The sequence below is a fragment of the Allobranchiibius sp. GilTou73 genome (genome assembly GCF_021391335.1).
GTDB classification, from domain to species: domain Bacteria; phylum Actinomycetota; class Actinomycetes; order Actinomycetales; family Dermatophilaceae; genus Allobranchiibius; species Allobranchiibius huperziae.
Genome location: NZ_CP090051.1, coordinates 3,270,519 through 3,282,884 on the forward strand (window position 1 = coordinate 3,270,519; position 12,366 = coordinate 3,282,884).

At 68.9% G+C, this 12,366-nt stretch carries 11 protein-coding genes; 2 read left to right on the plus strand and 9 right to left on the minus strand.

The window, feature by feature from the left end; all coding sequences use genetic code 11:
- Window positions 1–99: 99 nt before the first annotated feature.
- The 4 genes from LVQ62_RS16125 to ahcY all read right to left on the minus strand — a co-directional run bounded on the left by LVQ62_RS16125 (window position 100) and on the right by ahcY (window position 5,996).
- Complete coding sequence (locus tag LVQ62_RS16125; RefSeq protein ID WP_233763127.1) at window positions 100–1,926, minus strand: LpqB family beta-propeller domain-containing protein; 1,827 nt, start codon at window positions 1,924–1,926, stop codon at window positions 100–102.
- Window positions 1,923–3,671, minus strand: coding sequence for an MtrAB system histidine kinase MtrB (gene mtrB, locus LVQ62_RS16130; RefSeq protein WP_233763129.1), 1,749 nt, complete (start codon window positions 3,669–3,671; stop codon window positions 1,923–1,925). The genes LVQ62_RS16125 and mtrB overlap by 4 nt, the downstream gene beginning before the upstream one ends.
- Before the next feature lie 31 nt (window positions 3,672–3,702).
- Window positions 3,703–4,380 (minus strand): MtrAB system response regulator MtrA, encoded by a 678-nt coding sequence (mtrA, locus tag LVQ62_RS16135; RefSeq protein WP_179483592.1) that lies wholly within the window; start codon window positions 4,378–4,380, stop codon window positions 3,703–3,705.
- 179 nt (window positions 4,381–4,559) lie between these two features.
- Window positions 4,560–5,996, minus strand: a complete 1,437-nt coding sequence (gene ahcY / locus LVQ62_RS16140) for an adenosylhomocysteinase (protein ID WP_233763131.1) — start codon at window positions 5,994–5,996, stop codon at window positions 4,560–4,562.
- A gap of 321 nt (window positions 5,997–6,317) precedes the next feature.
- On the opposite strand from ahcY, the gene LVQ62_RS16145 reads away from it, so the two are divergent.
- Entirely contained in the window at window positions 6,318–7,955 is a 1,638-nt protein-coding gene (locus LVQ62_RS16145; RefSeq protein ID WP_233763133.1) for an HNH endonuclease signature motif containing protein, read from the plus strand.
- Between the two features lie 10 nt (window positions 7,956–7,965).
- On the plus strand, window positions 7,966–8,394 hold the full coding sequence (locus LVQ62_RS16150; protein WP_233763135.1) for a nitroreductase/quinone reductase family protein: 429 nt from the start codon (window positions 7,966–7,968) through the stop codon (window positions 8,392–8,394).
- On the opposite strand, the gene LVQ62_RS17930 is transcribed toward LVQ62_RS16150, so the two are convergent.
- Genes LVQ62_RS17930 through LVQ62_RS16170 form a run of 5 tightly spaced genes read right to left on the minus strand, consistent with a single transcriptional unit; the run spans window position 8,395 to window position 12,361 of the window.
- On the minus strand, window positions 8,395–8,772 hold the full coding sequence (locus tag LVQ62_RS17930) for a metallophosphoesterase (protein ID WP_370639643.1): 378 nt from the start codon (window positions 8,770–8,772) through the stop codon (window positions 8,395–8,397).
- Entirely contained in the window at window positions 8,715–9,149 is a 435-nt protein-coding gene (locus tag LVQ62_RS17935; RefSeq protein ID WP_370639644.1) for a metallophosphoesterase, read from the minus strand. Before LVQ62_RS17935 ends, LVQ62_RS17930 begins: the two co-directional genes overlap by 58 nt.
- A complete protein-coding gene (locus LVQ62_RS16160; protein WP_233763137.1) occupies window positions 9,146–10,096 on the minus strand; it encodes a cation diffusion facilitator family transporter in 951 nt (316 codons plus the stop codon). Before LVQ62_RS16160 ends, LVQ62_RS17935 begins: the two co-directional genes overlap by 4 nt.
- A 20-nt stretch (window positions 10,097–10,116) precedes the next feature.
- A complete protein-coding gene (locus LVQ62_RS16165; RefSeq protein WP_233763139.1) occupies window positions 10,117–11,490 on the minus strand; it encodes a mycothione reductase in 1,374 nt (457 codons plus the stop codon).
- Window positions 11,491–11,533: 43 nt separating this feature from the next.
- Entirely contained in the window at window positions 11,534–12,361 is an 828-nt protein-coding gene (locus LVQ62_RS16170; protein WP_255696441.1) for a tryptophan 2,3-dioxygenase, read from the minus strand.
- Between the last annotated feature and the right edge of the window lie 5 nt (window positions 12,362–12,366).

Below are 12,366 nucleotides of genomic sequence, written 5' to 3' on the forward strand. Positions count from 1 at the left end.
GGAGATCAGCGCTCGATCTCGCTGTCCGGTCCCGGCCGACACGGGTGTGGACGGGGCAGCCGGGATTCAGGGGATGTGGACCGGCTACGCCACGGGTGCTCAGGTGCCGGGTGCGGCGAGGTCGTCAGCGCCGGGGATGCGCGCCCAACCGGCCCCTTGACGGGTCCAGACACTGCCGCGGTGATCCAGCACGTAGATGTCGTCGGTGCCACTACCGCCCGACACGACGCTCTGCACGCCGAGCGGGGCGGCGAACATATCCGGCTGCCCGCTCAGCGGCACCAGCGCGATCTCGTCCGCCTCCTGGGTGTGACCCTTCTCCGGTGTGGTGGCACCGAGGACGCCCAGGGTCACGTCGTCGAGCCATGCGACGTCCGCATAGGACGCGAGAGCCACCGGCATCGTCTCGGGCGTGCCGATGCCGGTGGGAATACCTCGGGAGTCCCGCAGCAGCCCCGCCACCTGGACGGAGGTGCGGCCCTGCCCGTCTCGTACGACCATGGCCACTCGCGCGCCTTCCGCGGACACCTTCAGCGCCAGCACGACCGACCGCCCGAGCCACGGCACCGATAGTTGACGAGCGGTCATCCGGGACCCTGCAGCGGTGTCGACGGCCCACACACCCCCGCCGGACGGCGCTGCGCCGCGCCGCGGGGTGCCTGAGATGCCCGCGACGAGGGCCGTGCTGCCGGTGAAGGTCGGCCGGGTCAGGTTGCCGGCGAACGTCGGCACCACGTGGAAGCTGCGTTTCACCCACACACCCAAGGAAGCGCGGTCGATCGACAATGCCGCGATCGCATCGCCAGAGGTGTCGGCGCCCAGGTCGTAGTACTTCGAGGAGATCGCCGGCAGTCGCACGGTGTTCTCCCCTGACTCCCCGGAACCCCGCAGCGGACCCGCGGGCCCCGAGCCCTGCCAGGACAGGACCGATCCGTTGCGCGTGATCAGCGCCGCGCTGGGGGGACCGGCCACTGCATAGCCCAGGTCCGCCGCGGTCGCCGGCTGGGCGAGCAGGTGCGGGGCGGCCACCCGGTTGCCGCCGGCCGTGAGTTCGACGCGGGTCACCGACGGAACGACCATGACGGTCGAGTTCACACCGGTGAGCGACGCGGTCATGGCGGCCCATAGCGCCGTACGAACCGTGCCGTCCGCCCTCTGGGCCGAGGCTGTCAGGTCGATCGAGGCGACCCCGGTGTTCGGATCCACCGGTACGGCGTTGATCGCGAGGCCGATGTGCGACTGGTTCGGGGTGCGCAGCGCACCCTGCAACCAGGCCGGCGGTGCTGCGAGTACGGCGCGGGCGACGGCGGTCGCCAGGCCCGCGGCGGGATACCACTGCACGTCCGGGACGAGCACCCTGGACGTCGCGCTGGGGTAGTAGATGCGCTGCGGGGTGTAGACCTGGGAGAAGTTCACGTTGCTGATCCAGGGACGGAACCCGGCCGGCAGGCTGCTGATCCGCCACTGACCCCCCACCCTGGTCACTCCGAACGACGCATCGATCCTGCTGTTCGGCTCGCGAGCGGTGATATGACCGGTCGTGTCGAGGACGGCCTGCTCCACCGCCGACACCCGGACTCGGCCGGATCCCTGCTGCGTGACCTTGAAGTCGGAGTCGCTGGTGGTGATGACCGCGCCCTCGGCCGACTGCCACTTCGCCGACGCCGTCGAGGTGAGGAACTGCCGCGCCACGCCGTAATCGTCGTCAAGGCTGGCCCCCGCTACGAGGAATCCCGTGACGACGTCCTCGGCCGACTCGCCGTCGTACGGACCGATCGGCTGCACGTCCACGTGGGGCACGGCGGCGTTGCTGATCGGCTGCTCTGCATGGACGGTGCCGGTGGCCGCGAGGCCCGCACAGCCGGTCAGGGTGAGCGGGAGCAGCAGCGCCAGAGTCCAGCGTGCCCGGGTGCGACCCGGAGTCACGACCGGTCCCCCTCCATTCCGGTGATCTCGGCCGCCGCGTACGTCGTGGACCCCGGTGCCGTCCGGGTCCCGATGGTGAGGCTGTCCGCCTGCGGCATGATGCGGCCGACGGCGGAGTCGTCCGGGGCCAGGTTGAGGGGCGAACGGGCAATGGGGACACCCGTCTTCGCGGGCAGTGTCAGCCGGAAGCAAGCGCCCTGGCCGGGCTCGCCCCAGGCCTGCAGCCAGCCGTCGTGCAGGCGTGCGTCGTCCAAGGAGATCGAGAGCCCGAGACCGCTGCCGCCCGTCGTTCGGGCACGGGCGGGGTCGGCGCGCCAGAACCGGTTGAAGACGCGGGCCGAGTCGCCCGGTGCCAGCCCGACGCCGTAGTCACGCACGGACACTGCGACCGCGGTGGAGTTGCTGCCGACCGTGATGTCGATGGGCCGGCCCTCGCTATGCTCGATCGCGTTGCTCACGAGGTTGCGCACGATGCGCTCGACCCGGCGCCGGTCCATGGGCGCGACCGCGGGCCGCCGTCCGTGCACCCGCAGGCGGGTGTGGTTGCGGGTGGCGAGGGACTCATACCCGTCGCAGACCCGGCGCACGATGTCGCGGATGTCGACCGGTTCGTCCTGCAGCGAGCTCGCGCCGGCGTCGAAGCGGCTGATCTCGAGGAGGTCGGTGAGGAGCGTCTCGAAGCGGTCGAGCTCCCGGTTCAGCAGTTCCGCCGACCGCGCCACCGGTTCCGCGAAGTCGGCGCGCCGGTCGTGGAGCATGTCCGCAGCCATCCGGATGGTGGTGAGCGGCGTCCGCAACTCGTGCGACACGTCGGAGGTGAATCGCTTCTGAAGGGTGGACAGGTCCTCGAGTTGTCGGATCTGCCGCTGCAGGCTGTCCGCCATGGCGTTGAAGGACGTCGCCAGCCGTGCGAGGTCGTCCTCGCCGCGCACCGGCATCCGTTCGTTGAGCGCACCGTCGCTCAGTCGTTCGGCGACGTGCGCGGCGGAGCGCACGGGCGCAACCACGAGGCGGGTGACCAGGTAGGCGAGCGACGCGAGCATCAGGATCAGGAGGATGCCGCCGACGGCGAACGCGCTCTTGACGATGCCGAGGGTCTCCTCCTCGGTGTCCATCGGGTAGACCAGATAGAGGTCGTAGACCCCGGCGCCGGGCACGACCACCTGTGACCCCACCATCACGGCGGAGATGTGGCCTGTGCCGATTCCACTCCCGTTCTCGACACCGTTGATGTAGCGCGGCACGTAGCGCGGCACGGTCACGATCTGAGTCTGCTGGTGCGTCGGGTCCTTGGCGACGGCCTCCTGCATCGCCTTCGGGACGACGGTGTTCTTGGGTCCGGTGCTCTGCTTGCTCAGGCGTTGGGTGACCGGGGCCAGACCCTGCTCGAAGATGACCCGTCGGGACAGGTCGTCGCCAGGAGACGCCACTGACTGGACGGTCTGCCGTACGAGCGATTCCAGCGAGGCGCGGTCGGGCTTGTCGTTGGCGCTGAAGTAGCCCTGCGCGACGGCGCGCTTGGACAGTGCGTCCTGCTCGGCGGAGTGGACCTTGTTGTCCATTAGGCCGTCGGCGATCCGCTGGTACATGTAACTGCCCAGCACGAAAGTGAGGAGCACACCGGCGGTGACCGTGATGGTGATGACCCTGGCGTGGATGGAGCGGCGCCAGGTGCGGCGTACGAACCTCCAGGCACGACCCGCCCGAGAGCGCCGCGCACCGGTCACCAGCACCAGCTCGCTCATGGGGCGCCGGCCGCCCGGGCGTCGTCGCCGGTCATGCCGGACCCGCCTTGTAGCCCACCCCGCGGACCGTGAGCACGATCGTGGGGTTCTCCGGGTCCTTCTCGACCTTCGACCGCAGACGCTGCACGTGCACGTTGACTAGCCGGGTGTCGCCCGCGTGGCGGTAACCCCAGACCTGGTCCAGGAGCACCTCGCGGGTGAAGACCTGCCACGGCTTGCGGGCCAGCGCGACCAGCAGGTCGAACTCCAGCGGCGTGAGCGAGATGGCCTCGCCACCGCGGGTGACCTTGTGGCCGGACACATCGATGTCCAGGTCGGCCAGGGTCAGGTGCTCGGTCTCGGGCTCGTCGTTGCGGCGCAACCGCGCCCGCACGCGGGCGATGAGCTCCTGCGGCTTGAACGGCTTGGTGATGTAGTCGTCGGCCCCGGACTCCAGCCCGGCCACCACGTCGATCGTGTCAGTGCGCGCGGTCAGCATCACGATGGGCACCACGGACTCCGCACGGATCGCCCGGCATACGTCGACGCCGCTCATCCCGGGCAGCATCACGTCGAGCAGCACCACGTCGGGCGAACTGTCGCGGAACGCCTGCATCGCCTTGGCGCCGTCAGCGCAATGGCTGGTCTGCAGACCCTCCCCGCGCAGGATGATGCCGAGCATCTCCGCCAGTGAAGGGTCGTCGTCGACGATCAGCACCTGTCCCCGCATGGGCATCGAGCAGATCTCCCTCTGGTATGACGACGTAGCGGTCAGTTTCCCACATTGCGAGACGAGTCCCGACGAGGCCGGTCGAGTCCATCACCTGAGATGCCAGGACCACGTGCGGCGACCCGGGAGATCGGTGATCTCCCGGGTCGCCCTTCACGTGCGGAACTTCGTGAGGTGACTCAGTAGCGGTAGTGCTCCGGCTTGTACGGCCCGGCGACGTCCACGCCCAGGTACTCGGCCTGGCCCTTGGTCAGCTCGGTCAGGTGCACGCCGAGCGCATCCAGGTGCAGGCGCGCGACCTTCTCGTCCAGGTGCTTGGGAAGCACGTAGACCTGCTTCTCATACTCACCGGGCTTCGTGAACAGCTCGATCTGCGCGATCGTCTGGTTCGCGAAGCTGTTGGACATCACGAACGACGGGTGGCCGGTCGCGTTGCCCAGGTTCATCAGCCGGCCTTCGGATAGCACGATGATGCTGTTGCCCGAGGGGAAGGTCCACTCGTGCACCTGCGGCTTGATCTCGGTCTTGGTGATGCCGGGGACCTTGGCCAGGCCGGCCATGTCCAGCTCGTTGTCGAAGTGACCGATGTTGGACACGATCGCCTTGTTCTTCATCTTCGACATCTGCTCGGCGGTGATGACGTCGTAGCAGCCGGTCGTGGTGACGTAGATGTCGGCGATGTCCAGCACGTCGTCGAGACGGGCGACCTGGAAGCCCTCCATCGCGGCCTGCAGCGCGCAGATCGGGTCGACCTCGGTGACGATGACGCGAGCGCCCTGACCGGCGAGGGACTGCGCGCAGCCCTTGCCGACGTCGCCGTAGCCGCACACCACGGCGACCTTGCCGCCGATGAGGACGTCGGTGGCGCGGTTCAGCCCGTCGATCAGGCTGTGCCGGCAGCCGTACTTGTTGTCGAACTTGGACTTGGTGACCGAGTCGTTGACGTTGATGGCCGGGAAGAGCAGCTCACCCGCGCGCGCCAGCTCGTACAGGCGGTGCACCCCGGTCGTGGTCTCCTCGGTGACGCCGCGGATGCCCTCGGAGATCTTGGTCCACTTGTGGGGGTCGGTCGCGATGGTGGAACGGACCAGGTCCTTGAAGACCGCGAACTCCTCGGAGTCCGCCTCGGTCGTGGCGGGCACGGCGCCGGCGAGCTCCCACTCGCGGCCCTTGTGCACCAGCATCGTGGCGTCGCCGCCGTCGTCCAGGATCATGTTGGGACCCTCGCCGCCGGGCCAGGTGAGGATCTTGTCGGTGCAGGCCCAGTACTCCTCGAGGGTCTCGCCCTTCCAGGCGAAGACCGGGACACCCTGGGGGTCCTCGGCGGTGCCGTTCGGTCCGAGGACCGACGCGGCGGCGGCCTCGTCCTGGGTGGAGTAGATGTTGCAGGAGGCCCAGCGGACCTCGGCGCCGAGCGCGGTCAGCGTCTCGATGAGGACGGCGGTCTGCACCGTCATGTGCAGGGAGCCGGCGATGCGCGCGCCCTTGAGCGGCTTGCTGGTCCCGAACTCCTCACGCAGCGACATGAGGCCGGGCATCTCGTGCTCCGCCAGGCGCAGTTGGTGACGGCCCGCTTCGGCGAGGCCCAGGTCTTTGACCTTGTAGTCGAACGACATGGTGCTCGTTCTCCTTCCGCCACGGCAGCAGCCGTGGCTGATCGAATGTGGTCGATGAATGGACCCGGCGCGCCCTGCTGGGCTGCGTGGCACGGGTTATCACCCACGCCGGCACTGGCGATTCTACCGGTGAACGACCATCGCCCACGACCGGAGCGGCACGATCGCGGCGGCGCGCGTTCTAGCCCGCTCGGCCCCGAACGCGAGTGTCACCGTCCCCGCCTCCGTTGTTATGGCCCGCTCGGCCCCGAACGCGCGCCATTTCGGGTGCATGTGATCGCACGCAGGGCCGCTGTCGGTGGTCGGTGATCGCATATGGACATGAGTTCGAACGCCGCGGTGCTGACGCCGCCCGACCCGCGCACCACCCTGTCGCGCGTGGTGGGCCGATTGAACTCCGCTCACGCAGATCTGGTGTCGCTGGTCGCGCAGGTCATCGACGACGACTCGTGGGCGCTCAGCGGCATCCGCTCTCCCGAGCACTGGTTGACCTGTTACGCGGGCCTGTCGCACGGCGACGCCGCACGCGTCACCGGCATCGCGCGCCGCACCCGGTCCTTGCCGGAGCTGGCGCGCGGCCTCGACGATGGCGAGCTGTCGATCGGACAGGCGGCGGTGATCGCGAAGTACACCCCCGACGGCTTCGACGACAGCGTTGTAGAACTGGCCCGGCATGCCACGGTGACCCAACTGCGCCGTGCACTCGCGCGGTACGAATTCGCGCCCGCGGCGCCCGATCCGGACTCCCCACCCAAGCGTCACGACCCGTTCGACCCATCGGTGGCGCGACCACAGCTGTCGATGCAGACCCGGGACGGCCGCTTCCACCTGACATACGACGCGCCAGCCGACATCGGTGCCCTGGTTCAGCAGTCGATCGTCGAGGCCAAGGACGCGCTGTTCCTTGCCGGTCAGCCGCACATGACGATGGCCGACGCCCTGACCGAGGTCGCGACCCGGTCCCTCGAACGCGGAGCAGAGCTATCGGGCGGTCGCGCCGGGAAGTTCCGGATTTACCTGCACCTGGACACCGCGGGCCGCGGGTGGGTGACGAAGGGCAGTTCGCTCCCACAGCACCTGCTGCGCAAATGGTCCTGCGACGGACTCGTCCAGCCGGTCTGGGAGACGCAGGGGTCACCGGTCAACGTCGGCCGCACCCAGCGCATCGTTCCGCGGCGAACGCGCCGTCTCGTGGAGGACAGGGACGGAGGATGCCGGCACCCCGGATGCTTCGCCACCCACCACGTCGAGTGCCACCATGTGACGCACTGGGCCGACGGCGGCGACACCGACATGAACGGTCTGATCAGCCTGTGTCCCTACCACCACGACCGGCACCACAGCGGCGATTTCCAAATCGAACCCGTGCTTGGCCACCCAGGTCAGTTCCGCTTCCTGGACCGGTCCGGCGTCACCCTCGGGCCGGTGCCCGGCGTCCCATCGGATCCCGGCACCGAGGACGACGTCACCCCGTACCGCGGGGCATCCGGTGAGGCCCTCTACCCGGACAGGGTGCGATTCCGGCCGAATCCAACAGCCGCCGAGATCATGGACGTCCGCCGGTTGTGGGCGCTCGCCGCCGGCACCGGAGAACCGCCGGATCTCGTGGTGCCCGAGCATCCGGACCCCGGGTCCATCGAGTCCGGACGTCCACATCTCGCGCTGGCTAGAGTCGACGGTATGAGCGATGACACCCCGCAGCACCCGATCCCCGACGAGTTGAAGATCGACGTCGACCAGGACAAGCTCGACAAGTGGGACGCGGTGAGCGAGGAGTACGCCGGCGAGGGTGATGAGGAGAAGCACCGCCCGGTCTTCACCGACGACTCCACCACGACGGGCCGGGAGACCGACGGCGACTCCCAGGATCAGGCCGGCGACGCCACCGGTATCGGCATCAAGGACGACCAGGAACGCCCGGACGAGGACGAACCCGACCCGGCCGCCACCGACGCGTGAAGGAGACACCTTGTCCGACTGGAACGCATCGATCATCGAGGAGTTTCGCGACAACGGTGGCACGGTGAGCACCAACGGATTCGGGCGGGCACTGGTGCTCGTGCACCACATCGGTGCCAAATCCGGCGTCGAACGCGTCAACCCGGTAGCGGCGATCCCGCAGGACGACGGATCGTGGTTGATCGCGGCATCGGCGGCCGGCGCTGACAGGAACCCCGACTGGTATCACAACCTGCTGGCGCATCCGCAGGTCACGATCGAGAAACCCGAGGACGGTGGCGGGACCAGCACGGTCGCGGTCACCGCGGTCGACACCGCCGAGGGGCGCGACGCGGCCTGGGCGCAGTTCACTGCGATGTCGGATGGCTTCAAGGGGTACGAGGCGAAGACGAGTCGGGTCATCCCCGTGCTGCGTCTCGTGCCACGGTCCGCGGACTGACTAGCGCCACCCCGGCTGGAGCGAGCGGTAGACCCCGGTCCGCAGCTCGGTCGCCCAGAACGACAGGCCGGGCATGCCGGCGTCGACGGCCACCTGGATCTCGGCCTCGACGTCGTAGGGCACCCGCACGAACTGCAGCCCGAAGGGCCCCGGCACGTCGCTGCCCACGGCTCCCTCGAGGACGGCGTACGACGGGATGGGCTCATCGAGCGCGTTGCCGACACTGCCGACGTTGAACAGCGTTCGCCCGTCGCGCACGCTCAGGTAGGCGTCGTGGATGTCGCCGTACCCGACCACCGTGGGCACCGGGCCGGACCCGGTCAGAGCCGTGGCGGCGAACATCCCGTCGAACTCCACCGGCGAGAGGTCGGCGAACACCTTGGTGTGCACATCGGCAGCGCTGGCGTGCAGAAGTCGCACCCGTCGACCGCCGACCCGAGGTCGTGCGACAGCGGCAAGGTGCGCAGCCATGGCAACTGATCCGGTCGTAGCTCCTCCCGCCACCACCACTGGGACGGGTCGCGGTACTGCGGCTGTTCGGCGGGTAGGAAATCCTCCCAGTTGCCCCGCAGGTTGACCTCGCAGACCTCGCGGCACAGGTCGGCCGCCTGCTGTCCCCGTGGGCCCTTCCCGACGAAGTCGCCGAGGTTGACGATGCGCGTGATGCCCCGGGCGGCGATGTCGTCCAGCACTGCGCGCAGTGCCGTCAGGTTGCCGTGCACGTCGGAGATCAGCGCGATGCGGTCCACAGTCATCGCACCGGCGCGATGTCGAGGTCGGGTTCGAGGTACATCACCAGTCGCAGGTCGGGCGCACTTGCCCGGGCTCTCTCCTCGGCCGCGTCGATGGCTCGCGCGACATCGGCGCCGGTGTCCGAGGCACCGACCGCGATCTTGGCGGCGACCAGCAACTCCTCCGGCCCGAGGTGCAGCGTCTTGGCGTGGATGACCCGGTCGACGCCCGGGGCGCCCTCGATCGCCGCGACGATCGCCAGGGCGACGGACGGACTCGCGGACTCCCCCACGAGCAGCGATTTGGTCTCGATCGCGAGGACGACGGCGACGGCGACGAGCAGCAGGCCGATCAGGCCGGTGCCGGCGGCATCCCAGTACGAGCTGCGGGTCAGTACCGAGAGCACGACGCCGAAGAGCGCGAAGACCAGCCCGACCAGCGCCGCGAAGTCCTCGAGCAGGATCACCGGGAGCTCGGGGGCCTTGGCCCTGCGGATGAACTGCAGCCAGGAGGAATCGCCGCGGTGCGGGTTGCTCTCGCGGACCGCAGTACGGAACGACAGACCCTCCAGCACGATCGCCGCGAGGAGGACCACCACCGGCACCCACCACCAGTCCTGGCCGAAGCCCGGCCGCTCCCCTTTGCCCGCGTGCGCCTCGTGCGCCTTGTGGTAGGCCTCGTAGAGAGCGAAGAGGCCGCCGAGGCTGAAGAGCACGATCGAGACGACGAAGCCGAAGACATAACGCTCGCGGCCGTAGCCGAACGGGTGCTCCGGGGTGGCCGCCTTTTTCGCCCGCCGCCCGCCGACCAGGAGCAGCAGCTGATTGCCGGAGTCGGCGAGGGAGTGGATCCCCTCGGCGAGCATCGAGCTCATCCCGGTGAGGGCGAACGCGATCAGTTTGGTGATCGCGATGCCGAGGTTGGCCCCGAGCGCCGCGATGATTGCCTTGTTGCCACCCTCGCTCGACATGGGCGCAGTCTAGGTGCGGGTCAGTCGTCGAACTCCAGCCCCAGCAGGGCGTTCTCGACGACCTCGGCCAGCGCCGGGTGGATCCAGTACTGGCCCCGGGCCATCTGCGGCACTGTCAGCCCGAAGGACATCGCCTGGATCGAGGTCTGGATCAGCGAACTGGCGTCCGGGCCCAGGAAGTGCGCGCCGATGAGCAGCTTGGTCTTCTTGTCGGCGATGAGCTTCACCATGCTGGTGGTGTCCTCCATGGCCCACCCGAACGCGACGTCGCCGTACTTCTGCACCTTGACCGTGATGTCGCGACCCGTCGCTCGGGCCTGTTCCTCGGTCAGCCCGACCGAGGAGATCTGCGGGTGGGTGAAGACCGCCTGCGGCACGAAGCGGTGGTCGAAGGAGTACAGGTCGTGCGGATGCGCCAGGTTGTGCGCCACGATGCGCGCCTCGTGGTTGGCCACGTGCTTGAGCTGGTACGGCGAGCTCGCGTCGCCGAGGCTCCAGATGCCCTCGGCCGACGTGCGGCCGTGCGGATCGACGACGATCCGGCCGTCCGGGTAGGTGTCCACCCCTGCGACGTCCAGGTCGAGAGAGGGCGAGTTCGGGGCACGTCCGGTCGCGACGAGCAGCACCTCGCCCCGCACCCGCGTGCCGTTGCCGAGCGTCAGCTCGACGCCGCCGTCCACTGCTTCGGCGCGCTCCGGAGGAGAGCCCAGGTGCACGTCCCACTTCTGCTCGGCCTGCTCGGTGAACGCCGCGGAGATGTCGGCGTCCTCCTTGGTCAGGAGTTGCTTGCCGCGCGCGACGATCTTGACGGCGACGCCGAGCGCGGAGAACACGTGAGCGAACTCAGCGGCGATGAACCCGCCGCCGAGGATGACCATCGAGGACGGCAGCTGTTCCATCCGCATCACCGTGTCGCTGGTGTGGAACGGCACGCCGGAGGCGGTGATCTCGTCGGGGACGACCGCGTGGCTGCCGCTGGCGAGCACGATCTGGTCTGCCGAGACCTCCTCCTCGCGACCGTCGACGGTGACCGTCAGGGTCTTCGGACCGGTGAACCGGCCCTCCCCGAGGTACGCCGTGGTGTTGGCCCCGTTGACCCGGTAGTCCCTGCCGCCCTGGGAGATCGGGTCGATGCGCCCGAAGATGCGGTCGCGGATGGCGGGCCATCGGATCCCGTCGACGTGCGCGTCGACGCCGTACCGGCTCGCGTCACGGACGGTGTCGGCCACCTCCGCTGCGTAGACGTACATCTTGGTCGGGATGCACCCGACGTTGAGGCAGGTGCCGCCGAACAGTCCCTTCTCGATGATCGCAACGGACTTGCCGTCGAAATCGGGGGTGACGAGAGAGTTGCCCGAACCGCTGCCGATGATGGCCAGGTCGAAGTGAGTCACGGTCTCAGCGTAGGGCGGGGCGTCCCAGCGGCGGACGCGACGGTCACTGCCCCTGCGCGATCTGCCCGCGGACGGTGTAGAGCTCCGGGAAGAACGTCTGGTCCAGTGCGCGCCGCAGGAACGCCACGCCGCTGGAACCGCCGGTGCCCGGCGCGCCGCCGATGATGCGCTCGACCGTCTTCAGGTGCCGGAAGCGCCACAGCTGGAAGTTGTCCTCCAGGTCGACCAGTTCCTCGCACGTCTCGTAGATGTCCCAGTAGCGCGGCGGGTCGGAGTAGATCTCGTGGAACACCTCGGCAATCGCGTCGTGCGGCACGTACGGCGTCGCCACGTCCCGCTCCAGCGCCTCGGGCGGCACCGCGAACCCGCGCCGGCCGAGCAGCTGCAGGAACACGTCGTAGATGCTCGGTTCGCGCAGCATCTCGGCGAGCAGGTCGCGGGCACCCGGCTCGGCGTCGAACACCCGCAGCATGTCGGGGTTCTTGTTGCCCAGCAGGAACTCCACGGCGCGGTACTGCACCGACTGGAATCCGGACGATGTCGCGAGGAAGGTGCGGAAGGTCGCGTACTCGCTCGGCGTGAGCGTCGCCAGCACCGACCACTGCTGGGTGAGCGTGGCCTGGATGTGCTTGACGCGGGCCAGTCGTTTGAGCGACGCCTGCAGCTCGTCGGCAGCGAAGAGGTCTCTGGCAGAACGCAACTCGTGAAGGACGAGCTTGAACCACAGCTCGCTGGTCTGGTGCTGGATGATGAAGAGCAGCTCGTCGTGCTGCGGTGGCACCGCGCGCGGGTGCTGCGAGGCCAGCAGCGTGTCCAGACCGAGGTAATCGGCGTACGACATCGGCGCTCGGCTGTGCGGGTCGGTGCTCACGCCGG

Coding starts and splice junctions, on each gene's coding strand:
- mtrB (WP_233763129.1), bottom strand. CDS start 3,671: ATGAGCGAGCTGGTGCTGGTGACCGGTGCGCGGCGCTCTCGGGCGGGT.
- mtrA (WP_179483592.1), bottom strand. CDS start 4,380: ATGCGGGGACAGGTGCTGATCGTCGACGACGACCCTTCACTGGCGGAG.
- ahcY (WP_233763131.1), bottom strand. CDS start 5,996: ATGTCGTTCGACTACAAGGTCAAAGACCTGGGCCTCGCCGAAGCGGGC.
- LVQ62_RS16145 (WP_233763133.1), top strand. CDS start 6,318: ATGAGTTCGAACGCCGCGGTGCTGACGCCGCCCGACCCGCGCACCACC.
- LVQ62_RS17935 (WP_370639644.1), bottom strand. CDS start 9,149: ATGACTGTGGACCGCATCGCGCTGATCTCCGACGTGCACGGCAACCTG.
- LVQ62_RS16160 (WP_233763137.1), bottom strand. CDS start 10,096: ATGTCGAGCGAGGGTGGCAACAAGGCAATCATCGCGGCGCTCGGGGCC.